Source organism: Streptomyces sp. NPDC090442 (assembly GCF_044769405.1).
Lineage (GTDB): Bacteria > Actinomycetota > Actinomycetes > Streptomycetales > Streptomycetaceae > Streptomyces.
The window spans coordinates 15640-37723 of the sequence record NZ_JBIVXW010000081.1 but is presented as its reverse complement, the minus strand read 5'-3'; the positions used below and the strand labels follow the sequence as shown (position 1 = coordinate 37723).

Annotated in this window: 20 protein-coding genes and 1 riboswitch; of the genes, 10 read left to right on the top strand and 10 right to left on the bottom strand. The window is 72.1% G+C overall.

The window, feature by feature from the left end:
* Positions 1 to 19 precede the first annotated feature (19 nt).
* The 4 genes from ACIQU6_RS37455 to ACIQU6_RS37440 form a co-directional block, all read right to left on the bottom strand.
* Positions 20 to 448, bottom strand: coding sequence for a MerR family transcriptional regulator (locus ACIQU6_RS37455; RefSeq protein ID WP_403486204.1), 429 nt, complete (start codon positions 446 to 448; stop codon positions 20 to 22).
* Between the two features lie 126 nt (positions 449 to 574).
* Positions 575 to 1177 carry a nitroreductase family deazaflavin-dependent oxidoreductase gene (locus ACIQU6_RS37450; RefSeq protein ID WP_403486203.1) on the bottom strand — a complete coding sequence of 201 codons (603 nt, stop codon included), beginning with the start codon at positions 1175 to 1177 and terminating at the stop codon, positions 575 to 577.
* A 416-nt stretch (positions 1178 to 1593) separates the two neighbouring features.
* A complete protein-coding gene (locus tag ACIQU6_RS37445; RefSeq protein WP_403486202.1) occupies positions 1594 to 2007 on the bottom strand; it encodes an MFS transporter in 414 nt (137 codons plus the stop codon).
* A 296-nt stretch (positions 2008 to 2303) separates the two neighbouring features.
* Positions 2304 to 2597, bottom strand: a complete 294-nt coding sequence (locus tag ACIQU6_RS37440) for a hypothetical protein (RefSeq protein ID WP_403486201.1) — start codon at positions 2595 to 2597, stop codon at positions 2304 to 2306.
* 90 nt (positions 2598 to 2687) lie between these two features.
* Between ACIQU6_RS37440 and ACIQU6_RS37435 the strand changes: the two genes are divergently transcribed.
* Together ACIQU6_RS37435 and ACIQU6_RS37430 are read left to right on the top strand one after the other, a co-directional pair.
* Complete coding sequence (locus ACIQU6_RS37435) at positions 2688 to 3206, top strand: GNAT family N-acetyltransferase (protein ID WP_403486209.1); 519 nt, start codon at positions 2688 to 2690, stop codon at positions 3204 to 3206.
* Between the two features lie 235 nt (positions 3207 to 3441).
* Entirely contained in the window at positions 3442 to 4500 is a 1059-nt protein-coding gene (locus tag ACIQU6_RS37430; RefSeq protein ID WP_403486200.1) for a chitinase, read from the top strand.
* Positions 4501 to 4528: 28 nt separating this feature from the next.
* On the opposite strand, the gene ACIQU6_RS37425 is transcribed toward ACIQU6_RS37430, so the two are convergent.
* A complete protein-coding gene (locus tag ACIQU6_RS37425) occupies positions 4529 to 5317 on the bottom strand; it encodes a LysR family substrate-binding domain-containing protein (protein WP_403486199.1) in 789 nt (262 codons plus the stop codon).
* A 70-nt stretch (positions 5318 to 5387) separates the two neighbouring features.
* Here ACIQU6_RS37425 and ACIQU6_RS37420 point away from each other — a divergent pair, with 70 nt between their 5' ends.
* Positions 5388 to 5774, top strand: coding sequence for a DUF5997 family protein (locus tag ACIQU6_RS37420; protein ID WP_403486198.1), 387 nt, complete (start codon positions 5388 to 5390; stop codon positions 5772 to 5774).
* A 127-nt stretch (positions 5775 to 5901) separates the two neighbouring features.
* A complete protein-coding gene (locus ACIQU6_RS37415; protein WP_403486197.1) occupies positions 5902 to 6306 on the top strand; it encodes a thiol-disulfide oxidoreductase DCC family protein in 405 nt (134 codons plus the stop codon).
* 239 nt (positions 6307 to 6545) lie between these two features.
* On the opposite strand, the gene ACIQU6_RS37410 is transcribed toward ACIQU6_RS37415, so the two are convergent.
* Positions 6546 to 7553, bottom strand: a complete 1008-nt coding sequence (locus ACIQU6_RS37410) for a hypothetical protein (protein WP_403486196.1) — start codon at positions 7551 to 7553, stop codon at positions 6546 to 6548.
* A 274-nt stretch (positions 7554 to 7827) separates the two neighbouring features.
* Between ACIQU6_RS37410 and ACIQU6_RS37405 the strand changes: the two genes are divergently transcribed.
* From ACIQU6_RS37405 to ACIQU6_RS37390, 4 genes are read left to right on the top strand one after another with little or no spacing between them, the layout of a single operon-like run.
* A complete protein-coding gene (locus ACIQU6_RS37405) occupies positions 7828 to 10011 on the top strand; it encodes a HAMP domain-containing protein (protein WP_403486208.1) in 2184 nt (727 codons plus the stop codon).
* A gap of 4 nt (positions 10012 to 10015) precedes the next feature.
* Positions 10016 to 11467, top strand: coding sequence for a poly-gamma-glutamate synthase PgsB (gene pgsB, locus ACIQU6_RS37400; protein ID WP_403486195.1), 1452 nt, complete (start codon positions 10016 to 10018; stop codon positions 11465 to 11467).
* Positions 11464 to 11946 (top strand): poly-gamma-glutamate biosynthesis protein PgsC/CapC, encoded by a 483-nt coding sequence (locus tag ACIQU6_RS37395; RefSeq protein WP_383418519.1) that lies wholly within the window; start codon positions 11464 to 11466, stop codon positions 11944 to 11946. Before pgsB ends, ACIQU6_RS37395 begins: the two co-directional genes overlap by 4 nt.
* A 22-nt stretch (positions 11947 to 11968) precedes the next feature.
* The gene (locus tag ACIQU6_RS37390) at positions 11969 to 13039 is read left to right on the top strand and encodes an NlpC/P60 family protein (RefSeq protein ID WP_403486194.1); all 1071 of its coding nucleotides are present in this window, start codon (positions 11969 to 11971) and stop codon (positions 13037 to 13039) included.
* Between the two features lie 34 nt (positions 13040 to 13073).
* On the opposite strand, the gene ACIQU6_RS37385 is transcribed toward ACIQU6_RS37390, so the two are convergent.
* Positions 13074 to 13775 carry a metal-dependent hydrolase gene (locus ACIQU6_RS37385; RefSeq protein ID WP_403486193.1) on the bottom strand — a complete coding sequence of 234 codons (702 nt, stop codon included), beginning with the start codon at positions 13773 to 13775 and terminating at the stop codon, positions 13074 to 13076.
* Between the two features lie 214 nt (positions 13776 to 13989).
* Positions 13990 to 14210, top strand: a riboswitch (cobalamin riboswitch).
* Positions 14211 to 14419: 209 nt separating this feature from the next.
* Here ACIQU6_RS37385 and metE point away from each other — a divergent pair.
* On the top strand, positions 14420 to 16729 hold the full coding sequence (gene metE / locus ACIQU6_RS37380; protein ID WP_403486192.1) for a 5-methyltetrahydropteroyltriglutamate--homocysteine S-methyltransferase: 2310 nt from the start codon (positions 14420 to 14422) through the stop codon (positions 16727 to 16729).
* Positions 16730 to 16870: 141 nt separating this feature from the next.
* Here the strand turns inward: metE and ACIQU6_RS37375 are convergent, their stop codons facing one another.
* The 3 genes from ACIQU6_RS37375 to ACIQU6_RS37365 all read right to left on the bottom strand — a co-directional run bounded on the left by ACIQU6_RS37375 (position 16871) and on the right by ACIQU6_RS37365 (position 18825).
* On the bottom strand, positions 16871 to 17755 hold the full coding sequence (locus ACIQU6_RS37375) for a DUF4190 domain-containing protein (protein WP_403486191.1): 885 nt from the start codon (positions 17753 to 17755) through the stop codon (positions 16871 to 16873).
* Positions 17756 to 17939: 184 nt separating this feature from the next.
* Positions 17940 to 18473, bottom strand: a complete 534-nt coding sequence (gene cpt / locus ACIQU6_RS37370; protein WP_403486190.1) for a chloramphenicol phosphotransferase CPT — start codon at positions 18471 to 18473, stop codon at positions 17940 to 17942.
* A 154-nt stretch (positions 18474 to 18627) separates the two neighbouring features.
* Complete coding sequence (locus ACIQU6_RS37365; protein WP_403486189.1) at positions 18628 to 18825, bottom strand: hypothetical protein; 198 nt, start codon at positions 18823 to 18825, stop codon at positions 18628 to 18630.
* A gap of 303 nt (positions 18826 to 19128) precedes the next feature.
* On the opposite strand from ACIQU6_RS37365, the gene ACIQU6_RS37360 reads away from it, so the two are divergent.
* The gene (locus ACIQU6_RS37360; protein ID WP_403486188.1) at positions 19129 to 22062 is read left to right on the top strand and encodes an AfsR/SARP family transcriptional regulator; all 2934 of its coding nucleotides are present in this window, start codon (positions 19129 to 19131) and stop codon (positions 22060 to 22062) included.
* The last annotated feature ends 22 nt before the right edge of the window (positions 22063 to 22084 follow it).

Here is a 22084-nt window from a genome sequence, read left to right as displayed (position 1 = left end):
GTTAGAGGCACCGTCCGGCTCACGCCGCGGTGGCGTGTTCGGCTCGTGGGGTCGTCGGCGGGCAGTGCGGGCGCCCGGGCCGGGCCGGCTGCCCGCGCAGGTCGGACAGCCGGTCCAGGAGTTGGTCGCGGACCGCGGCCAGGTCGTCGACGCGGCTCTGGAGCAGGGCGAGCCGCTGCTCGAAGACCTCGATCTTGGGGTTGGGGTCGGCGCAGGCGTGCGAGCCGGTCAACTCGTCGCGCAGGCAGCCGTCGAGCAGCCGCAGGTCGTCGGTCGTCAGGCCGGCGGCCAGTAGCAGTCGGATGTTCGCCACCACCCGCACGGCGCCCTCTCCGTAGCTGCGGTAGCCGTTGGTCGAGCGGTCGGGGCGGAGCAGGCCCTGCTCCTCGTAGTAGCGCAGCGCCCGAGTGGTGGTACCGGTGATACGGGCGAGTTCCCCGATGCGCATGGTGTTCTCTCTCCTGGTGGCTGACGTCCAGAGGGAGCGTAAACCTTGCCGCCGACGTGAAGGTCAAGTCGGTGACGGTGACGCCGGGCCGCGGTCATGCCTGGCCGCGGTCATGCCGGGTCATCGTCAAGCCAGGGCGTCGTCAAGTGGGGGCTCGTCAAGTGGGGGCTCGTCGAGCGGGGTGAGGACGACGACCGGGATGGGGCGTCCAGCGCGCTCCCGGAAGGTGGCGAACTGCGGGTCGGCCGCGACCTGTCGGCCCCAGAGGCGGGCCCGGTCGGCGCCGGTGGTCTCGGTCGCGCGGGCCCGGTAGACACGGGTGCCGAGCTCCACGGTGACCTCGGGGTGGGCGATCAGGTTCCGGTACCAGGCCGGCGGGGTGGTCGCGCCGCCGTTGGAGGCGAAGACGGCGAGCCGCCCCGGGCCGTCGGTCAGATGGCAGACCGGCGTGGTGCGCGGCCGGCCGGTCCTGGCTCCCCAGGTGGTCAGCAGGAGCAGCGGCCGCCCCGCGAACGGGCCGCCGACCGCGCCCCCGTTGGCGCGGAACTCCGCGATGACGCGACGGTTGACCTCGTTGTCACCCGAGGCGAGTGGGTTGCCGTGCGGCCCCCTCGGGGCGCCATGCGGCTGCCGGCCGGTTTCCTGCGTCGGCCGCTCGGTGTCATGCGGCTTCGATCCGACTCCCTTCCCATGCGGTTCCGTTGTGACGGTGTCGTGGTTCTTGTCCATGGTGGTGTCCTTGTCCTCCTGCCAGTCGCGTCGGCTGAGGCTGCTTGCGCCGGTGGATGTGGGCTGGAGCTTGTGGTCCGACGGTCGTGGGTTGATGGTTGAGGGCTGAGAGCTGATGGTTGAGGGCTGGAGCTGGTGGGCTGGCGACTGCGAGCTGGCGGCTCTGGGCGGTGCGCTGCGCTTGGCATGTGGGGCTTGGGCTTCATGTGGTGCCCGTGGGTGGCGAGTTGGGGTGCCGCATGTCGTCGTGGTCCTCGTCGACGGCGTGCCGGGCTGCGTTCGAGGTGATGTCCCGGGCGCCTTGCTGGTCACGCTCCGGGGGCGTGCGGGGCCGCGTTCGAGGTCATGTGCCGCCGTTCGCCTCGGTGTTTCGACACGGGCGACCACCAGGGCGAACAGGGCCACCAGCCCGCCGGTCACGGGTACCCAACGCAGCGCCGCCCCATGGCGATCACCTGGCCGCCGAGCCAACCGCCCACCGCAATACCCGAGTTGAACGCCGAGCTCTGCACGGTCAGGGCCAGGGTCCTGGCCCGTTGCGGCGCCACGGTCAGCGTCCGGGTGTTGACCGCGGGGATGACGGCGTAGTACGCGGCCCCGAAGAGGAAGGGGGAGCCGACCGCCACGGGCGTGACGTCCACCGAAGCCCCCAGGAGGAGCAGCGATCCGGTGAGCGCCAGTATGTCGATGCGCACCGCGCCGGTCACCGAACGGTCCGCCAGCCTCCCGCCGACCAGGTTGCCGACCGTACCGCCGACGCCGAAGAGCAGCAGCAGGACGGTGGCGGCCGGGGCGCTGACGCCGATGGTGTCGGTGAGCAGGGGCGCCACCTAGCTGTACGCGGTGAATGCGGCGGCGGCGCTCAGCGCGGTGGCCGTCACCACGGACCGCACGCGGCACTCCCCCAACACCCGCAGTTCGCCGGCCCGGGGGCGGTCGGCGTCGGTGTCCGGGGCGGTATCCGAGGCGATGCCCGGGGCGGCGTTCGCGTCGGATGCGGCGGGCCGCCCCTCTCGGGCCAGGGCGAGCGGGGCCCGTGACGGCGGCGGTGAGGAGCGCCACCGCTACGAAGGGGGCGCGCCAGGAGAGCCACTGGCCGAGGGCCGTGCCATCGGCAGGCCGGCGCTCACGGCCAGGCTGAGGCCCGGGGAGACGCGGGCCACCGCGGTCCGCGTTGGCGCGCGGGCACCGCGTCCGCGGCCAGGCCGAAGAAGAGCGGCATCAGACCGGCGTGCGCCAGCGCGGCCACGACCAGGCCGGCCGCGATCACGGCGAAGGCCGGCGTCGCGGCGGACACCGCGTTGCCCAGCACGAACAGCGTCAGCCACACGGCCAGTAGGGTCCGTCGGCGGGCCCCGGTGGTGGCCGGCGCCAGCAGCGGCCAGCCGACGACCACGGTCGACGCGAAGGCGCTGACCAAGAGGCCGGCCGTGGGCAGGGAGAGGCCGGCATCCGCCGCGAGCGCCGGCAGGATCCCGGCGATGTGGAGCTCGACAGCGACCCGGCGGTCATGCGATACCTCACCGGTGGCCGCCCGATGACGCGGGAGGAGATCCGGGCCGAGTCCTTCCAGCGGATGCTGCCGGGCGGCTTCTGGGCCACTCAACTGCGCGCCACCGGCGAATTCCTGGGCTGGCACTGCCTCAGTCCGGTCGAGGACAGCCTGATCGAGGACCGGCAGGTCAAAGGCAGTCAGGTCGCGGACGGTCGGGTCAAGGGCAACCGGACCAAGGACAGTCCGGTGAACTCGGCCGATCTGGGCTACCGGCTGCGCAGCTCCGCCTGGGGCAAGGGGTTCGCCACCGAGGGCGCGCTCGCCCTCGTTCGGAAGGGTTTCGGCGAGCTGGGGTACGACCGGATCATCGCGGACACCATGTTCGTCAACGCGCGCTCCCGCCGGGTGATGGAGAAGTGCGGACTCTCCTACGTTCGCACCTGCTTCGGGGAGTGGCCCGACCCGATCGAGGGCGCCGACCAGGGCGATGTGGTGTACGCGCTGACCCGCGAGGAGTGGCTGGCGCGCCAGTAGGGGACGCCCCCCGCCCGTGGCGGCGAGTCACCACCGCGGCCCGGCCCGACCGCGCCCCGGCCCGGCGCCTGGCGTCCACCAACGCCTCCCCCAACTCCACTACGCGCCCCACCCATTGACGAAAGGTATGGACCAATCTACGGTGTGCGCACCACCCCCCAATCCCCCGATTCCCCGCCCTGATTCCCCGTCACTGACGCTGACGCATGCCGTCGGGGCGCGAAGGGAGCCCAGCGTGACCGGTCGGATAGCGCGTCTGCTGAGAAGCGGCCTGGCGGCCGCGTGCCTGCTGCCGATGCTGGGTGCCGCGGCCCCCGCCACGGCCGCGCCCCGCGACGACACCTGCGCCGTCAAGCCGAAGCCCGACGGCAAGGTCCTCCAGGGGTACTGGGAGAACTGGGACGGCGCGGCGAACGGCGTCCACCCGCCGTTCGGTTGGACGCCGATCACCGACCCGCGGATCGGCGCCCACGGCTACAACGTCCTCAACGCCGCGTTCCCCGTGATCAGTTCGGACGGCACCGCCCTCTGGGAGGACGGCATGGACGCGACGGTGAAGGTGGCGACGCCGGCCGAGATGTGCCAGGCCAAGAGCGCGGGCGCCACGATCCTGATGTCCATCGGCGGCGCGACGGCCGGCATCGACCTCAACTCCACGTCGGTCGCGGACCGTTTCGTGGCGACGATCGTGCCGATCCTGAAGAAGTACAACTTCGACGGCATCGACATCGACATCGAGACCGGCCTGTCCGGCAGCGGCGACATCAACCAACTCTCGCCCTCGCAGAGCAACTTGATCCGCATCATCGACGGCATCCTCGGCCAGATGCCGGCCGGCTTCGGCCTGACGATGGCCCCCGAGACCGCCTATGTCACCGGCGGCACCGTCACCTACGGCTCCATCTGGGGCGCGTACCTGCCGATCATCAAGAAGTACGTCGACAACGGCCGCCTGTGGTGGCTGAACATGCAGTACTACAACGGCAGCATGTACGGGTGTTCCGGCGACTCGTACGAGGCCGGCACGGTCGAGGGCTTCACCAAGCAGACCGACTGCCTCGCCAACGGGCTGACCGTCCAGGGCACCACCGTCAAGGTCCCCTACGACAAGCAGGTGCCCGGCCTGCCCGCCCAACCGGGCGCGGGCGGCGGCTACCTGTCCCCGGACCTGGTGAGCCAGGCGTGGAACACCTACCACAACGGTCTCAAGGGCCTGATGACCTGGTCCCTCAACTGGGACGGCGCGAAGGGCTGGACCTTCGGCGACAACGCCAAGGCCGCCCAGGGCCGTTGAGCCGCGGGCCCGTCACGTGAGGGGACCGCTACGACCGCCGGCGCGGGCCACCGCGCCGGCCACCGCCCTTGGTGCCGCCGGTCCCGCGCCGCGCGGTACGGCCGCCGGCCGGCTTCCCCTGGGCCCTGCCCGCGGTCTTCGCTTTGCTGGCGGCCTTGGACTTGTCCGCAGATCGGGCCTTGTCCGTGGACTCCGCGGTCGCGGACCGGCGACCGCGCGTGCTGTTCACCGTCCGTCCACGGACGATCCCGATGAAGTCCTCCACCTGGTCGGTGGTCCGCTCCTCGGGCCAGGACAGCGCGACCCGGGACTGGGGGGTGCCGGTGATCGGCCGGTAGGTGAGGTCCCGGCGGTGGTGCAGCCGGGCCAGCGACTGCGGGACGATCAACAGGCCCACGCCGGCCGCGACCAGTTCGATGGCGTCCGCGGTCGTGGCGGGGCGCTCGATCGCGGGCCGACCCGGCGGGTGCTCCCACTCCAGGACGTCGTCGAGCGGGTGCAGCACCAGCTCGTCGGCGAGGTCGTCGACGGAGACCTCTTCGAAGGCGGCCACCAGGTGGTCCTTGGGGACCACGACCACGGTCGTCTCGGTGTAGAGCGGGATGGCGCTCAGGTCCGTACGGTCGACCGGCAGGCGCAGGAAACCGGCGTCGGCGGCGCCCTCGCGCAGCGCCCCGGTCGCCTCGGCGGCCGACACCTGGACCAGGGTGAGGGGGATCTCCGGCAGGCGCTCGTTCCAGATCCGCACCCACTTGGCGGGTGTCACTCCCGGTACATACGCGAGCCGGAACGAGAGGGGTGCTTCCGTGCCTGTCACCCCGCCAGGTTACCCGGCGTGGCCGGAGCCCGTGGTCAGCAGCGGCGTCCACGCTCGATACCCTGGAACCATGAAGTCGCACCAGACCGCCCAGACGATGAAGCCCGCCACCGCGGCGAAGAAGCTGGGTGTGTACCTCCAGGCCACCCCCGCAGAGTTCCAGGAGGGTGTGGTCTCGCGCACCGAGCTCAACGCGCTCCAGGCGGATCCGCCCGAGTGGCTGCGCGAGCTGCGGCGCAACGGCCCGCACCCCCGCCCGGTGGTCGCGTCGAAGCTCGGCGTCTCCATCTCCGGCCTGGCCCGCGCCGGGATCACCGAGGCGCTCACCACGGAGCAGATCGACGCCCTGAAGGACGAGAACCCGGAGTGGCTCCAGAAGGAGCGCGCCACCCAGGCCGACGTCCGCAAGGAGGCGCTCCGCCTCAAGGAGAAGAAGCAGGCGCACGACGAGGCGTGAGCACGCCGTTACGGCCGGCGGCGGCCCGCCCCGCGGGCCCGGCCGGCATCGGTGCGTCTCGGCCTGTCACATCGGCCTGTGACGTTCGCAGGCCCGCACGGCCCGCAACATTCCGGATGAGGGGCGCATGACGACCACCACGACCGTGCCGGTACTCGTCTACGACGGCGACTGCGGTTTCTGCACCACCTCCGTGCGGTACGCCGAGCGGCATCTGCGGCCCCGCTGCACGATCACCGCCTGGCAGTTCGCGGACCTCGACGCGCTCGGGGTGACGGAACGGCGCGCGGTGCACGAGGTGTTGTGGATCACCCCGGCGGGCGTGGTCCACGGCGGCGCGCAGGCCGTCGCCAAGCTGCTGCTGAGCGCGGGCGGCCCCTGGTCCGTCGCGGGAGCCGTCCTCACCCTCCCGCCGGTGCGTTGGCTGGCCCACGGCGTCTACCGCCTCGTCGCGAACAACCGCCACCGCATGCCCGGCGGCACCGCGGCCTGCGCCCTGCCTGCCAACGGCCGCCCGGGCCAGGGGCGTTGAGGACGCGGCGCATCGCGCCACAGCTCAGCACAGAGCGCGTCACAGTTCAGCGCGTCGAGCACACACGTCGCGGGCGCATCGCAGGGCGTCGGGCGCATTCGCGCGCCTGGACGGGCTTCACGCCAGACGCACCGCGCACCCGACAAGGGCGCGCGGTGCGCCCACGAGCGGCCGGAAACCCACCAGCCGGCGCCCCATGAGCCGACGGCCCAGCGCCCGATCGAACGGGCCCTCCGCCGTCAGCCCCGGTCCCCCACCGTCCGTCGCTCCCCCCACTCCCGGACGAGGGACTGCACGGCGGACACCGCCCGGGCGACCTGCCAGCTGTCCGTGCGGACCGAGTTGGCGAACTCGACGTGCAGGAACGGGACATGGCGGTCGGCGGCCGCCTGCCCCTGGACGTTGGTGGCGCCCTCCAGGGGGCAGGAGCGGACCCAGGCCCGGCAGACCCGGAAGGAGCGGTCGGTCAGGGCCCCCGCGAGGAGCCGGCCGTCGGCGCGGCCGACGCTGCCGACGCCGGGCGAGGCGATGACGTCGTAGTCGGAGGCGGAGTCGTCGGCGAAGCCGTGCACCTGGACGCCGGGGAGGCCGCGGGCGGCCAGTTCGTCGCAGACGGCGTCGAAGACGGTGTCGCGGCGGTGGGCGACGTCCGCCGCGCCGTCCCGCCCGGCGTCGCGGTGCGCGCCGGCGATGACCAGGACACCCCCGGGGGAGCTCAACAGCGCGCGGGCGCCCAGCACTTCGGTGTGCTGGTCGGCGACCGGGTGCGGCACCTGGACCGACCAGCGCACCGGCGCGGAGAGGTCGACGTAGACCCGGCCCCAGCCGCGGGGCGCGGGGCTCCGGGTCGAGCGGTCGGCGATCTCCGCGTACTCACGGCCCGTCGCCGCGTCGACGTGGACGGTCAACGCGTAGTCGACGGTGGCCAGTTCGCGGGTGGCCTCCGTGCGGCGGCCGTCGAGGACCAGTCCGACGGCCCCGGCCACCGTCCGCCGGTCGTCGCGGCTGGGCTGCTGATAGCCGGTGCGCGCGGAGAACACGGCCGCGTAGGCGGCGATCCGGCGGTCGAGCCGGACCGTCGGGGGGCCGCTCGGCTCCGCCGTCGCGCTCGGCCGGGGCGTCCCGGTGTCGTGCGGGGCGCGGCCGCCCGAACGGTCCGCACCGCAGCCGACGAGCGAGGTGAGCAGGGCGAACAGGACGGCCGACAGGGCGGCGAGGCGGGCGGGGGACTTCCGGTGCGCAGTCATCGCGGACCCACGATACGGGGGCTCATCCCCCAGCCCGGATCCGCCCGGTTTGGCATTCTTCAACCGATTGATCCGGAGATCAAATTCACTTTTCTTGAGGAAGTCACAACTCTTTCTTTAACCTTCGGGTCGCACGTATCCGGATGCCCCACGGCACCTCCGGCGTTCCCTCCGCAATCGGCGGATGGACGTGCGGAATCCGGATTCGTGAAAGGAGCACGGGGTGGCCGCTTCGCGTCCGAAGCGACGACACAAGGTCCGCCGGCGAGCAGACATGTCCCTCATCGGCGGGATACGTCCACCGATCGCCGTGCTGTCGGCACTGCTGTTGACCCTCGCGGGAATCACCGCGCTCACCCTCGGCACCCCGGAGAAGGTCCGGGTGCCGGAGGCCGTGCGCACCTCCCAGCAGTACGTCGCCGAGGACGCCGCCCTCGCGCTGCGCGCCTCGCTCGACGAGTCGATCACCGACCTCACCCGCACCGCCACCCTGTTCAACCAGGGCCGGCCGGCCTCGCCGGACACCGTCCTGGACAAGGTCGGCAGCGCCTACCAGAAGTGGCGCGGCACCGCCGTCATCGAGATCAGGTCCGGCAAACTCCTCGGCGCGCGCGGGGAGAACGTCCCGCTCTCCGCCATCGACCGGACCCGGCTCGACGGCCCGGACGGCCTCGCCCCACGCCTGGTGCGGCTGCCCAACGGCGAGTCCCGGCTGCTCACCCTCGCGCTGCTGTCCTGGGACGGCCGGCCGCAGCAACTGCTGATCGGTTCCAGCAGCCTGAACGTGCCGGGCGTCAGCCTCGGCGCGCACCGCGCCATCGGCGTGGTGGCCGCCGACGGGCGGGTGGTCAGCAGCCGCGGCGCGCTCGGCGGGGCCGCGGAGCGGGACCGGCTGACGTCGTTCGCCCGGACCGCGGCGGAGCGGGCGAAGCAGAACCCGCTCACGACCAAGCAGCCCGGCGCGGGCGGTTATCCGGGCGTCAGCGGCCATCTCACCGCGGACGCCCCCGACGACCGGCAGGCCGTCGCCGGCTACGCCTCGCTGGCCTCCGGCGCGCCGGACGACGCCACCGGCGCCGCCGGGCTCGGCCTGACCGTCGTCACCCAGGTCCGGGTCGCCGAGCCGGCCGGCCAACTCGCCGGTCCGGCCTTCGGCCTGGCCGCCGCCGGCGCCCTGCTGCTCATCGGCGCCCTCGCGGTGCTCCTGCTGCTCTCGACCGTCCAACGCCCGCTGATCCGACTGTTCCTGGAGAGCCGCCGGCTCACCCGGGGCGACCTGGAGCGCCCGGTGACGGTGCCGCGGTCCGGCGAGGCCGCGCGGATCGGCGCGGCGCTGGAACGGCTGCGCCGCCAACTGCGCGGCGCCCCGGCCGAGTCCACCGCCGAACCCACGCCCCGACGCCCCGGCCTCGGCGCCCGCGCCCTGCTCGCCGTCGGCGCCGTGCTGCTGCTGGCCTGGTCGGTGCCGCTGATGTTGCTGCTCAACCGGGCCGACAACGGCGTCCACATCCCGACCCAGACCGTCCGCGACCAGAAGGCGCGCACCGCGACGCTCAGCGACCGCGTGCGCCGGGCCCTCAACGAGGGCCATGCCGATCTGACCGCCGTCGCCGCCCTGATGGGCGAGGACACCTCGCCGGACACCATGCGGACTGTCCTGGCCCGCACCGCCCACGACCACCAGCGCTACGAGTCGCTCGTGGTGCGCGGCCCGGACGGCACGGTCCTCGCCCAGGCCGGCCGCGCGCCGCACACCACGCCGGGCAAGGGCCCGTCCCAGGCGCCGTTCCAGGTGAGCGGGCACGGCGGCACCAAGCCCGTCGTCACCGCCACCGCCGAGATCCCCGGCCGCCGCGGCACCGCCGTGGTGGGCGAGCTCCACATCGACTTCCTCAACGGGCTGCTCGGCCGACCGGGCCTCGGCGAGGTCCGCGTGGTCGACGCCCAGGGCCGCGTCGTCGGCAGCAACACCGGCTACCGGGCCTTCCAGAAGCTCCCTGACCACCTCGCCCCGCTGCACGCCAAGAAGGAGGCGTCGGCCGCCGTGCAGCGCGACGGCGGGCACGTCCGGATCGCCGCGGCCGCCCCGTTCGCGGGCGGCGGCGCGGCCAAGGACCTGAACTGGACGGTGGTCAGCGTCCAGCCCGCGTCCGCGCTGGACATCCCCGAGTACGCGCGGCAGAACCGCACGGTCCTGGTGGGGCTGCTCGGCGTCACGGCGGCGGCCGCCTGCCTGGGTTGGCTGCACATCGTCGTGGTCCGGCCGCTGCGCGCCCTCGCCGGGCACGCCGAGCGCCTGGCGGACGGCGACCGCAGGACCGTGCTCTTCCCTCGTCACCACGACGAGGTGGGCGCCGTCACCCGCAGCCTGGAACTGATCCGCCAGCAGTTGCAGAACCAGCAACGCCCGCGCGAGGGCGCGCCCCGCGCCTCGGCCGAGGCCGGAAGGACCCTCTGACACCGTGCGTTTCCTCTACACCGTGCTCGTGGTGTGCGGTGCCGTGCTGCTGATCGCCGGAGTGATCGAGCAGCGCCGGCACTTCGCCAACCTCGACCGCATCCCGTCCCGCGTGCTGGTCAACGGCATCCGCGGCAAGAGCTCCATCACCCGCCTGTGCGCGGGCGCCCTGCGCGGCGGGGAGCTGACCACCGTCGCCAAGACCACCGGCACCGCCGCCCGCTTCATCCACCCGGACGCCACCGAGGAGCCCGTCTACCGCAAGTTCGGCATCGCCAACGTCGTCGAGCAGATCGGCATCGTGCGGCGCGCCGCCGCCTACCGGCCGGACGCCCTGGTCATCGAGTGCATGGCGGTGATGCCCGCGCTCCAGGAGATCAACCAGTCCAAGCTGATCCGCTCCACGATCGGCGTGCTCTGCAACGTCCGGGAGGACCACCTCGCCGAGATGGGGCCGACCCTGGACGACGTGGCGCGTTCGCTGTGCCGTTCCATGCCGGAGAACGGGATCTGTGTGACGGCGGAGAAGGACCGTTTCGCCATCCTCCAGGAGGAGGCCGACGCGCGGAACTGCCAACTGGTCTACGCCGATCCGGACACCGTCACCGACGAGGAACTGCGCGGCTTCAGCTGGTTCACCTTCAAGGAGAACGTCGCCATCGCGCTCGCCGTCGCCGAACTCCTCGGCGTGGAGCGGCGCACCGCGCTCCAGGGCATGTACGACGCGCCGCCGGACCCCGGCGTCCTCTCCGTGGAGCGGTACCGCACCCCCGAGGGCAAGAGACTCCGCTTCGCCAACGTCTTCGCGGCCAACGACCCCGAGTCGACGCTGATGAACATCAACCAGCTGCTCGACCTCGGCGCCGTCCACCGCCCGCTCAACGTGGTCATCAACTGCCGCCCGGACCGGGTCGAACGCAACGGCCAGATGGGCGAGTTGATCCCCGCCCTCGACCCGGAGCAGGTCTTCGTCATCGGCCACCCGGCCAAGTCCGCCATCGACGCGATCCCGGCCGCCTTCCGGGACCGGGCGGTGGATCTCGGCGGGGACCGGCGCGATCCGGAGGAGTTCATGGGCCAGTTGCTGGACCGGCTCGGCCCCGACTCCTCGCTCGTCGCCATCGGCAACATCCACGGCCAGGGCGAGGTGCTGCTGGAGCACCTCGCGGAGCTCGCCCCGGACGAGGAGGCCGCCGACCGCGCCGACGGGGGCGCCACCGCACCCGACGAGCCGGGACCGCGGTACGCCCCGCACCTCGACCCCTACCAGCACTACCCCCAGGCGCGCGAGGAGCGGTACGCCGCCGCGCCGCACCGGCCCTCGCACCCGGCCCCGGGCGGACCCGAAGGGCTCGAACCGGCCCGGGTCCGGGGCCCGTTCGAGCCCCCGGTCCCGCCCGCGCGCCCCACCGACGACGCCCCGCAGTGGCACACCCCAGGAGAGCAGCACCGTTGATCCCCTCCGTCCTCACCCCCGAGATCGCCGCGATCGGCATCGCGATCGGGCTGCTCTTCTCCCTGGTCTGCTACCTGACGACCAACCTCTCCCCCGGCGGCATGATCACCCCGGGCTGGCTGGCCCTCACCCTCGTCGAGGACCTCCAGCGCGCCGCGATGGTGCTCGGCGTCACCGTCCTCACCTACCTCGGCACGCTCCTGATGCAGCGGTACGTGATCCTCTACGGCAAGCGGCTGTTCGCCGCGGTCGTGCTGCTCGGCGTCACCCTCCAGGCGACCGTGATGATCGTGCTGTCCATGGAGTTCCCGCTGATGTACGCGAACCAGACCCTCGGCTTCATCGTGCCGGGCCTGATCGCCTACCAGTTGGTGCGCCAGCCCAAGGGCCCCACCCTCCTGGCCACCGGCTCGGTGACGCTCATGGCCTATGTCGTCCTCACCGCCGGAATCCTCCTCGGCGTCATGCCGTCCGCTTGACCCCTCCCCCGGAGCCCACCGCATGCCCCCCAAGAAGCGCCCCCTGCTGCACACCGCGACCGTCCTGACCCTCCTGGCCGGCAGCGCCTACCTCACCGTGGAGCTGCGCAAGGACGAACAGGACAAGGCGCCCCGGGCCCAGGCCGTCACCGACACCCCGCTCAACGGCTCCGCCTCCGGCGAGCAGCGCGGGCAGACCTGGGAACGCCTGAAGAACCCCGACCGCACCGTGCTGCGCGGCGCGGGCGGCCAGGTCCTGGCCACCTTCACCGACCGGTCCCGCACCGCCACCCTCAAAGGCCCCTCGCGCACCTTCAGTGAGTCCGAGAACACCGCGACCAAGGTGGTCACGGAGGACTGGGTGCGTCTGATGCCCGAGGCGTGGCGCGCCGGCGCGGAGAAGGAACGCTGGTTCCAGGAGTGGTTCCGGCGGTACCACGACAGCCGGGAGGACGACCTCTTCGCCGTCGCCTTCCAGTACATCACCGGAGCGCCCGCCAAGAAGGACGAGCGGGGCGTCGTGTACGCCGGCGACGCCAAGTTCGGCCCGGTCAACCCCGACCTGGCCAAGCACCGCGGCACGCCGCTGCTCGAACAGTCCGACTTCTTCGACTACTTGGGCATCCCGTACACCTTCCGCGACGGCACCGCCAGGAGCCCGGAGACGGCCCGCTACCGCGCCGTCGACTGCTCCGGCTACATGCGGCTGGTCTTCGGCTACCGGGCCCGCTACCCGCTGGCCCCCGCCGACGGCAGGGGCGACGGCCTGCCCCGCACCGCCAACGGGATGGGCCGCTCCCAACTGGGCGCCGAGATCATCCCGTTGTCCGGTCCGGCCCCCTGGTACGAGCGCCCGCAGAACATCGACGTGCTCCAGCCGGGAGACCTGGTCTTCTTCAAGATGGACCACCACACCGGCAACCGCCTGGACCACGTCGGCCTGTACCTGGGCCCCGACACCGAGGGCCACAAGGTCTTCCTCTCCAGCCGCAAGGAGGTCAACGGCCCGACCATCGGCGACAAGGGCGGCGTGTCCCGGCTCGATGGCAACGGCTTCTACGCCCAGCTCCTGCGCAACGCCAAGCGCCTCTGAGACCGGGGACGTTGCGGCCCGACAGGGGCGGCGGCTAGCTGATGGAGTGCGGGGACAGCGCCGTGAACCAGAGCAGGACGACGGTGGCGACACCCATGATCGGGGTCAGTATCTCCGTCTCCACCTTGTTGCCGCTGTGCTTGATGAGGACGATCTCGTAGCGCGTCTTCAGCGGCCACAGCCACGGCGCGCCCATCTTCGTGATGGAGTCGCCGAGCAGGTGGGCCAGACAGCCGAGCCCGATGGCGTACGGCAGCCAACCGGGCGCCGACGGGATGAACTTGGCGATGACCCCGGTCCCTATCCCGGCCATGGCGACGATCGTCGCCCAGGCGGAGAAGCCGTGGCCGGGCGGGCAGAGGTTGAGCGCGCGCACCGCGAGGGCCAGCAGGAAGAAGGTCATGCCCAGGGTGAAGGGCCGGCCCAGGTACGTCACGCCGGCCCAGCTGCCGAAGGTCATCAGTGCCACGAAGAACAGCGAGTGGGTGGCGTGGCGGTGCCCGCCGGAGATCCAGGCCACGAACCGGCACAGGATCTTGGAAACCGGGCCGAGGAAGTTGGCGATGGTGCCGTCGTGGTGGTCCAGGTCGGGCAGGAGCGCGGCGCCGGCGCACAGCACGGTGCCCATCAGGATCTCCTGGGGCATCAGGTGGGTGTGCATCAGCAGCGGTGGCAGGAACGGCGTGGTACCCGCGAAGAGCAGCGCGCCGCTCACCGCATGCGAATGACCCATCATGGTGCGTCGTCCTCCCCGTATGTGGCGCGTCGTTGACGCGCCCTCAGCCACGGCGGAGACGGTACCAGCGCGATCACGGCGGCGGCGCCACAGGGCGGCGAAGCGCGACCGCGGGTCGTTACCCCTCCGCGCCCCGTTCAATCCCGACGGGCACTTGTCCCATCTCACCATCCGAATGCTGGACGACATCCAGCGCGTCACGGCTCCGCACCGTAAGGTGACCGGTGCAGCTGGTTCGCCCCGTCCGCCAGGCGGGAGGCGTCGCAAGAGGGAACCCGGTGAGAATCCGGGACTGCCCCGCAGCGGTGAGCGGGAACGACCGCCGTCATACGCACTGGACCCACCCGGGTCTGGGAAGCGACGGCCACTAGGTGCCTGGTGAGACACGAGGCGCGCCCGCGAGTCCGAAGACCTGCCAACTGCCCGCGTGCGGACGATCCGTGCACGGTTTCCCGGTGACCTTCGAGGGCGGGTCGGGAGCACCCCGGACACCGCCCGGGGAGCAGGCACCAGACGGTGCCCGTGTCGCGCGCCATGCCATGCGCCGCGCCATACGGGCCGCCGCATCCGGTGCGTTCCGTCACCCTTCGCGCTCTCGTCCCGTTCCCGGGATCTCAGGGATTCATCTCGCGAAGGAGATCTCCGTGACCACCAAGTCCGCAGCCGCGGCAGCACGGGCCACCGTGTACGGCTACCCGCGTCAGGGCCGGCACCGGGAACTGAAGAAGGCCATCGAGGGCTACTGGAAGGGCCGGGTCACCGCGGACGCACTGCGCGCCACCGCCGCCGAACTGCGCCGCACCACCTGGCAGGAGCTGGCCGAGGCCGGCATCGACGAGGTCCCGACGGGCGACTTCTCGTACTACGACCACGTCCTGGACGCCAGCGTCATGGTCGGCGCGGTCCCCGAGCGCCACCGCGCGGCCGTCGCCGCCGACCCCCTGGACGGCTACTTCGCCATGGCCCGCGGCACCCAGGACGCCGCGCCCCTGGAGATGACCAAGTGGTTCGACACCAACTACCACTACCTGGTCCCCGAGTTGGGCCCGGACACCGTCTTCTCGGCCGACTCCACCAAGCAGGTCACGGAATTCAAGGAGGCCCTCGCCCTGGGCCTGACCGCCCGGCCGGTCCTGGTCGGCCCGGTCAGCTACCTCCTGCTCGCCAAGCCGGCCCCCGGCGTGGCCGACGGCTTCGACCCGCTCACCCTCCTCGACCGGCTGCTGCCGGTGTACGCCGAGGTCCTCGCGGACCTGCGCGCGGCCGGCGCGGAGTGGGTGCAGCTCGACGAGCCCGCCCTCGTCCAGGACCGCACCCCGGCCCAACTGAACGCCGCGGAGCGCGCCTACCGCTCCCTGGGCGCCCTCGCCGACCGACCCAAGCTGCTGGTCGCCTCGTACTTCGACCGGCTCGGCGACGCCCTCCCGGTGCTGGCCAAGGCCCCGGTCGACGGACTCGCGCTGGACTTCACGGAGGCGGCCGCCGGCAACCTCGACGCCCTCGCCGCCGTCGGCGGCCTGCCCGGCAAGCGCCTGGTCGCCGGCGTCGTCAACGGCCGCAACATCTGGGTCAACGACCTGGAGCGGTCGCTGTCCGTGCTCGGCACCCTGCTGGGGCTGGCCGACCGGGTCGACGTGGCCGCCTCCTGCTCCCTGTTGCACGTCCCGCTCGACGCGTCGCTAGAGCGGGACATCGAGCCGCAGATCCGGCGCTGGCTCGCCTTCGCCCGCCAGAAGACCGCCGAGCTCGTCACTCTCGCCAAGGGCCTGACCCGCGGCACCGACGCCATCGCCAGCGAACTGGCCGCCAACCGCGCCGACCTGGCGTCCCGGGCCAGCTCCCCGATCACCCACGACCAGGGGGTGCGGGGCCGCACCGCGGCGGTCACCGAGGCCGACGCGCGCCGCTCCCAGCCGTACGCGGAGCGGACCGCCGCCCAGCGCGCCCATCTCGGCCTGCCGCTGCTGCCGACCACCACCATCGGCTCCTTCCCGCAGACCGGCGAACTGCGGGCCGCTCGCGCCGACCTGCGCGCCGGCCGCATCGACACCGCTGGCTACGAGGAGCGCATCAGGGACGAGATCCGCGAGGTCATCTCCTTCCAGGAGAAGACCGGACTGGACGTGCTGGTCCACGGCGAGCCCGAACGCAACGACATGGTCCAGTACTTCGCCGAGCAGCTCACCGGCTACCTCGCCACCCGGCACGGCTGGGTCCAGTCCTACGGCACCCGCTACGTCCGCCCGCCGATCCTGGCCGGCGACATCTCCCGTCCCGAGCCCATGACGGTCCGTTGGACGACCTACGCCCAGTCGCTCACCGAGCGCCCGGTCAAGGGCATGCTCACCGGCCCGGTCACCATGCTCGCCTGGTCCTTCGTCCGCGACGACCAGCCGCTCGGCGAGACCGCGCGGCAGGTCGCCCTCGCCCTGCGCGACGAGGTGCGCGACCTGGAGGCGGCCGGCACGTCCGTCATCCAGGTCGACGAGCCCGCGCTGCGCGAGACCCTGCCGCTGCGCACCGCCGACCGCCCCGCCTACCTGGACTGGGCCACCGAGGCGTTCCGCCTCACCACCGCCGGGGTGCGCCCGGACACCCAGATCCACACCCATATGTGCTACGCCGAGTTCGGCGACATCGTGCAGGCCATCGACGACCTCGACGCCGACGTCATCAGCCTGGAGGCGACCCGCTCCCACATGCAGGTCGCCCGCGAACTCACCGCCCACGGCTACCCGCGCGAGGCCGGCCCCGGCGTGTACGACATCCACTCGCCCCGGGTGCCGAGCACGGAGGAGGCGGCGGACCTGCTCCGCATCGGCCTGCGGGCCATCCCCGCCGAACGCCTCTGGGTCAACCCCGACTGCGGGCTGAAGACCCGCGACTGGCCCGAGGTCCGCTCCTCCCTCGAACACCTCGTCACCGCGGCCCGCACGGTGCGCGCCGAGTTGTAGACCGCACCCGCGGAAGGACGCAGAAGAGCGCGCCCGCCCCGGCAACCTGGCCGGGGCGGGCGCGCTCCCGTCTGACGTCATGCCACCCCCTTGAGGGGGGAGTTGGCATCGGTCGGAGTGACGTGTGCGTGGGGTGATCGGTCAGGAGGTGGGACCGCTCCAGTACGCGTCGTCCCACTCCAACGCGTCCGGGGTGAACTCGACCTCCATCCGGTCGGCCGCGTCGGCCGGCAGCGAGAAGGCGTACTTGCCCACCACGTCCTTGCCGGGGAGGACGTACCCGGTGATGACCTTCTGTCGCCCGCTCCCGTCGATCACCAGCTCCGCCGACGCACCCTTCGCGTCGTTGACGTCGGGCAGCCCGGTCTCGACGGAGATCCGCTTGCTGCTGGTGTTGACCACGGTGACGGTGACCTGGACGGCCTTGTTCCCCTTGGCGTGCCCGTTGGCGAACGCGTCCGGCTCGAACGGCTCGGGCTTGGCGACCGTGACCTTCAGCCCGTTCTCGAAGGTGTACGGCTCGCCGAAGGACAGGTGCCGGGCCTTCTCCTCGGCGGCCGCCGACTCCTCGGCCGCCTTCTTCTCGGCCCGCTGCTCGGTCTTGACCTCCTTGATGCGCGTAGGGGCGTCATCAACCAGCACGGCGGTGAGCACCGCGCTCGCCACCGCCGCGAGGAGACCGAAGATGCCGAGGACGAGGCCGGCGATCGCCATACCCTTGTTGGTCGCCCGGCCGGAGCGCGCCTGGCTCAGCCCGACGCCGCCGAAGATCACGGCCAACACCGCCGGCACCCAGGACATCCAGAACAGGACGATGAACACCCCGAGGGCGCAACCGACCAGGCCGAGCACCAGGGCCGCGACGCCCATGCCGTTGCTGGGCTGCGCCACCCCGACCGCCCGCACATAGGGCGCCCGCGGCGGCTCGTGGGTGACACCCTCCGCGCTCGGCGGGGCCCACGGGTCGCGGTCCGGCGACGACGGTTCCCCGGACGCGGGACCGTCGGGAGAGACGGGCGTGGTCATGCGGATTCCTTCAGCCAGGCAGTTCAAGTCAGTTCAGGTCACCTCATTCGGTGAATTTCCGACCCTACCAGGAGTTTTACTCTTTTATTACTTCTCGCTCAGCTCCCGCTCAACTCCCCTGCGCCCCTGGGGTGTTGCGCACCCGCGAAGGAAGTCGAGCGCCCCCACCCCACGCCCCTCACCCTCACGTCACCTGCGCGGCGATGATCCGCGCGCACTCCATGGACTCGGCGCGCGCGGTGTCCACCTCCAGGTCGTAGACCATGCCCCGGTGCACCGCCTCGGCCTGGGACGCGGCCATCCCGACGATCCGGTCACCCCGCGCCACCTCGCGGCCGGCGGCAACCGCACCGTCACACCTGACGCCCACCCACAGCACCCGCAGCTCCCCCAGCACCTTCTGCCACCGTCGTTGGGAATCCGCTCCCGCGAGAAACACCTCGTCGAGAATGATCCGGGCGCCCGCCCGGGCCATCGCGGCGACCCCCTCGGCCCAGGCCGCCTCCACCGCCCGGAACTCCGACCCGACGACCACCTCACCGTCCGGCGCGAACGCGATGCCACCGCTCGCCGCCCGCATCGACGCGGGCATCGCGGCCACCAGCGCGTCCGTCCCGAGCGCCAGCCACGGTTCCGGCAACACCGCCTGCAGGCACCGCACGATCCCGGACTTCCCCGAGCTGGAACCACCGTTGAGCACGATCACCTGAGTCAGCACGGCGACACGGTAGTAGGCGGCACGGCACCACCGAAACGGATTTCCTCCGGCTCGGGGGCGCACACCCCAACCGCCAGCCCGCCCGGCATGACGGAGGCGGCGGAAGTGCGCGCCCACGGCCGTATCCCCGCGCCTACCGGCGCTCAGCGACGCGTCAACTCGCCGCGGTGAGCGCGTAGTACAGCGCGTACAGAATCGCGGGGAGCGCGCCGACCAGGCCCGTGATGGCCGTGATGACCACGGGGAGTCGGCGGGTGGACCGCAGCGTCTTGGCCAGATAGCCCACGAGAACGAAATAGGCCAGGGCGACAACCACCCCGGCCAGGACCCACGGTGGACCCAATGCGTGCATGACAGCTCTCTTCTCTTGTGCGGACGTGCCCAGCCCGGATCAGCGACACGCGCGGCGGAGCGTCCGTACACGGCTCGTGGCATGGTGAGCCCGAATCGCTTGCGGCGACGTGACGTTGGAGGGGACAGTAGTCCAAGTGGCCCTCGGTGGGCCAGAGTTGAGAGAACGCACAGGAGGAGCAGGGCCCGGGGATGCCGCCCCGGGATCCACTGCCCTCGTCAACTCCGGGCTGGGCAAGCCGAAGAGACTGTGTGAGCGACAAGCCTCTCACCACCAGATATACGATCCATATACGTACCCTCGATGGCGATGTACGGTTGCCGGGAGGGGGTGACGGCGATGCCGGAGACGCAACTCCGCTTCGCCGTGCTCGGCCCGGTACGGGCCTGGCGCGGCAACGAGCCCCTGCCCGTCGGCAGCCCACAGCAACGCGCGCTGCTGGCCGCACTGTTGCTCCGCCGGGGCGGCATCGCCACCATTCCGGAGCTGGTCGACTGCCTGTGGGGCGACGAGCCGCCGCACAGCGCCATGCCCGGCATCCGTACCTACGCCTCGCGGCTGCGCAAGGCGCTGGGACCGGAGGTGGTCGTCAGCGAGTCGGGCGGCTACGGCATCCGGGTGCCGGACGCGTCGTTGGATCTCCGCGAGGCCGAGCGGTTGGCGGAGGAGGCGGAGCGGGCGGCGAGCAGCGGCGACCGGGCGTCGGCACACCGACTGATCTCGGCGGCACTGGACCTGTGGGAGGGCGAGCCGCTGGCGGGGGTTCCCGGCCCGTTCGCGGAGATCCAGCGGACGCAACTGTACGAGTGGCGACTCCACCTCACCGAAGAGCGACTGGAGTTGGACCTGGAGGCCGGTCGTCACTCCGAGGCAGTCACCGAACTCACCGCGCTGACCGCCGCGCACCCCCTGCGCGAGCGCCTGCGCGAACTGCTGATGCTCGCCCTGTACCGCAGCGGCCGCCAGGCGGAGGCTCTGGCCGTCTATGCGGACGTCCGAAGGTTGCTCTCTGACGAGTTGGGCGTGGACCCCCGCGCCCAACTGTCCGAACTGCACATGCGCATGCTACGGGCCGACCCCGAGTTGTCGAGGCAGGCCCCACAGGAGCCGACCACCGAGCGCGCCGGACTCCCGCGTCCAAGCCAACTCCCCGCCCCCGTACCCGACTTCACCGGCCGCTCGGCCGTGGTGCACCAACTCACCGAAGAACTACAGGCCGCGCAGCTCGACGGCGGATCCCTGATGGCGGTCTGGTCGGTAGCCGGCCTCGCCGGGATCGGCAAGACGGCCCTGGCCGTCCACGTCGCACACGCCGTACGGGAACACTTCCCGGACGGCCAGCTCTACGCCGACCTCCGGGGCTCGACCTCGCAGCCGGTCGCTCCGGAGGGCATCCTGGGAGTGTTCCTCCGCGCACTGGGCATGCCCGTCAGCGAGATCCCGGACGGTCTGGAGGCCCGCGCGGCCTGGTACCGCACCATGCTCACCGGACGCCGCGTCCTCGTCCTCCTCGACGACGCCCGAGACGCCGCCCAGGTCCGCCCGTTGCTGCCGGGAACGGAGGGGTGCGCGACCCTCATCACCGGACGCAGCCACCTGATCGGCCTCGCCGGCGCCCGCCTGGTCGACGACCTCGACGTCCTGTCGCCGAGGGAAGCCCTGACGCTCTTCACCAGGATCGTGGGCGAGGCCCGGGTCCGGTCCGAACTCGACCCCGCCAAGGTCGTCGTCGCGGCCTGCGGTGGTCATCCGCTGGCCCTCCGGATCGCCGCCTCCCGCCTGGCGTCCCGCCGCACCTGGACCGTCTCCGTACTCGCCCACAAACTCACCGTCGAACAACGCCGCCTGGACGAACTCCTCGCCGGCGACCTCTCGCTACGGGCCGCCTTCGACCGCGGCTACGAACAACTTCCCCCGAGCGCGGCCCGCGCCTTCCGCCTGCTCGGCCTGGCCCACGGCCCCGACATCTCGCTCCCCGCCGCAACCGCACTGCTCGACCACCCCGTTGACGAGACCGAGAGAGCCCTCGAATCACTCGTCGACCTCTCACTACTGCAGTCCACATCACCCGGCCGCTACCGCTTCCACAACCTCGTCCGCCTCCACGCGCACTCCCGCGCCGAACACGACGAGCCCACCGAGACACGCAAGGCAGCCCAATCACGCCTACGGGACTTCTACCTGTCTGCCTCGACCGCGGTGTACTCGATGGAGCACCCCGCCCACCACCCACTGCTCGGTCGACCGCCCGGGCCCACGGAGCCACCCGACCACCCCTTCCAGGACCTCCACGGAGCCCGGGACTGGCTGTACGGGGAGGCGGACAACCTCCTCGCGTGCGCGCGGGGCGCGGCGGCCGAGGGCCAAGTGGGTTTCGCCGCCGACCTGTTGTGGGTGACGAGGGAAGCCCTCGCGGGGTCCGGGGTCAGCGGACGCGCCTACGTCAGCGCGGCGGAGGCGGTCCGGGACGCGGCCCGAAGCCCCCGGGACGCGGCACTCGCCCGTATGGCGCTGGCCGACGCGCACCTCGTTCAAGGCCGCTTCGACCAGGCACACGACGAGGCCGAGCAGGCAGCGGCACTGGCTCAGGAAACCGGCGAGGCAGCCCTGCAGCCCTGGGCACTCGACATCCTCGGCTCGGCCGCCATCGGCCGAGGCCACCTGCCCGACGCCGAACACTCGCTCCTCAGCGCCCTCGAAGGCTTCAACAAGACGGAAGACGAGTCCGGTACGGCAGCCACACTGACGCGTCTCTCCCGACTGCGCCTGGCCCAGGGAGACACGAACGGCGCGCTCGACGCGGCCCGGGACGCCCTCACCCGCTACGACCGCCTGGGCGACGACGTACCCGCCGCCACGGCCCGTCTAGCCCTGGGCACGGCCCTCGCGAGCACCCGCCAACGCGACGCGGCAACGGACCACCTCACCCGCTCCCTTGGGGTCTTCCACAACGCCCGACGACACGTGTGGGAGGCTCTCACCCTGCGCCAGATGGCCGAGGTTCGCCTCGCCGCAGGCCATCCCGCACAGGCCGCGAGCCTGGCAGAACAGTCACTGGCCGTTCTACGGCCTACCGACAACACCTGGCTCCGTGCCAACACACTGACCCTCCTCGGAGCGGCCCTCACCGACCTCGGCCACCACGACCGAGCCCACGCCTGCCGACAGGAAGCGCAGTCCCTCCGCGAAACCCTCGACTCCCCCGAAGCGGACCTGCTCCTCGCCCCGAAAAGCTGATCCGGCCCTCCGGCGGTTCAGG

Coding starts and splice junctions, on each gene's coding strand:
- ACIQU6_RS37360 (WP_403486188.1), top strand. CDS start 19,129: ATGGCGATGTACGGTTGCCGGGAGGGGGTGACGGCGATGCCGGAGACG.
- ACIQU6_RS37420 (WP_403486198.1), top strand. CDS start 5,388: ATGAAGTCGCACCAGACCGCCCAGACGATGAAGCCCGCCACCGCGGCG.
- ACIQU6_RS37365 (WP_403486189.1), bottom strand. CDS start 18,825: ATGCACGCATTGGGTCCACCGTGGGTCCTGGCCGGGGTGGTTGTCGCC.
- ACIQU6_RS37455 (WP_403486204.1), bottom strand. CDS start 448: ATGCGCATCGGGGAACTCGCCCGTATCACCGGTACCACCACTCGGGCG.
- ACIQU6_RS37410 (WP_403486196.1), bottom strand. CDS start 7,553: ATGACTGCGCACCGGAAGTCCCCCGCCCGCCTCGCCGCCCTGTCGGCC.
- ACIQU6_RS37415 (WP_403486197.1), top strand. CDS start 5,902: ATGACGACCACCACGACCGTGCCGGTACTCGTCTACGACGGCGACTGC.
- ACIQU6_RS37435 (WP_403486209.1), top strand. CDS start 2,688: ATGCGATACCTCACCGGTGGCCGCCCGATGACGCGGGAGGAGATCCGG.
- ACIQU6_RS37375 (WP_403486191.1), bottom strand. CDS start 17,755: ATGACCACGCCCGTCTCTCCCGACGGTCCCGCGTCCGGGGAACCGTCG.
- ACIQU6_RS37385 (WP_403486193.1), bottom strand. CDS start 13,775: ATGATGGGTCATTCGCATGCGGTGAGCGGCGCGCTGCTCTTCGCGGGT.
- ACIQU6_RS37405 (WP_403486208.1), top strand. CDS start 7,828: ATGTCCCTCATCGGCGGGATACGTCCACCGATCGCCGTGCTGTCGGCA.
- ACIQU6_RS37390 (WP_403486194.1), top strand. CDS start 11,969: ATGCCCCCCAAGAAGCGCCCCCTGCTGCACACCGCGACCGTCCTGACC.
- ACIQU6_RS37450 (WP_403486203.1), bottom strand. CDS start 1,177: ATGGACAAGAACCACGACACCGTCACAACGGAACCGCATGGGAAGGGA.